Below are 1,073 nucleotides of genomic sequence, written 5' to 3'. Positions count from 1 at the left end.
CCGGCCACGACGACGGCACCGCCGAGCAGTTCTACCGGGTGCGGGATCTCCCCGAGCCACACGAAGGACACCAGCAGCGCGACGGGCGGGACCAGGTACAGCGCGGCCGTGGACACGGCGAGCGGCAGGCGGGCGACGGCGTAGCCCCAGATCACGAAGCCCAGGGCGGACGGCAGCAGCCCGAGGAAGGCGACCGCCACCAGTGCGTCCAGCGGGGCGTGGGTCACGGCCCGGGCCGTCGCGGGTACGAGCGGCAGCGCGAACACCGTGCCGGCGATCATGGCGTACGTGGCCACCTCCAGCCCGGTGTAGTGCCGCAGCAGCGGCTTGCTGGCGAAGTGGTAGACGCCCTGGACGACGGCCGCGGCCAGGACCACCAGGGAGGCGGCGGTGAACCCGGACAGCCCGTCGCTCAGGGTGACGACGGCGGTGCCCGCGAGGGCGATGACGCTGCCGACGGCCACGTTGCGGCTGATGTGTTCGGCCAGGAAGAAGCTGCCCAGCAGGACGCTGAACACGGGGGCGACGGCGATCAGCAGGCTCGCGGTGCCCGCCTCCACATGGATCTCGCCCCAGTTCAGCAGCACCTGGTAGGCGGTCATGCCGGTGAACCCGCACAGCGCGATCTGCGGCAGGTCCCTTCGCCGGGGCACCCGGACCCCGGCGAACGGGGCGATGGCGGCCAGGACGACGGCGGCGATGGCCAGCCGCAGCAGCGAGAGCGCCGCGAGGCCCAGTCCGCCGACCCCCACCCGGATCGCCGGGAACGCGGACGCCCACAGGACCACGGTGCCGGCCAGGGCGAGGAAGCGGGGGGAGGCGAACCGTATGCGCATCCCTCTACGATGCCGAGACCGAAACAAGAAGGTCCAGTTAGCTTTCTTTATGCAAAGCGTAAGATGTGATGATGCTTGATGTTCGTCGGCTCAGGATCCTGCACCACCTGGCCATCCACGGCACCGTCGCGGCGGCGGCCGAGGCCCTGCACCTGACCGCGCCGGCGGTCTCCCAGCAGCTGGCCGTCCTCGAACGGGAGGCCGGCCTGCCCGTCGTGGAGAAGCACGGACGCACGC

Annotated in this window: 2 protein-coding genes; one reads left to right on the top strand and one right to left on the bottom strand. The window is 71.5% G+C overall.

What is annotated here, in order from left to right; genetic code table 11:
• A partial coding sequence (locus H5J33_RS36250; protein ID WP_181798914.1) for a DMT family transporter occupies nt 1-836 on the bottom strand: 836 nt, incomplete at its 3' end.
• A 71-nt stretch (nt 837-907) separates the two neighbouring features.
• Between H5J33_RS36250 and H5J33_RS36245 the strand changes: the two genes are divergently transcribed.
• On the top strand, nt 908-1,073 hold a 166-nt coding region (locus H5J33_RS36245), incomplete at its 3' end, for a LysR family transcriptional regulator (protein ID WP_181798912.1).

The organism is Streptomyces sp. WELS2 (genome assembly GCF_013870595.1).
In the GTDB taxonomy this organism is placed as follows: domain Bacteria; phylum Actinomycetota; class Actinomycetes; order Streptomycetales; family Streptomycetaceae; genus Streptomyces.
The sequence above is the reverse complement of the archived record's forward strand: the minus strand, read 5'-3'. Positions and strand labels throughout refer to the sequence as shown.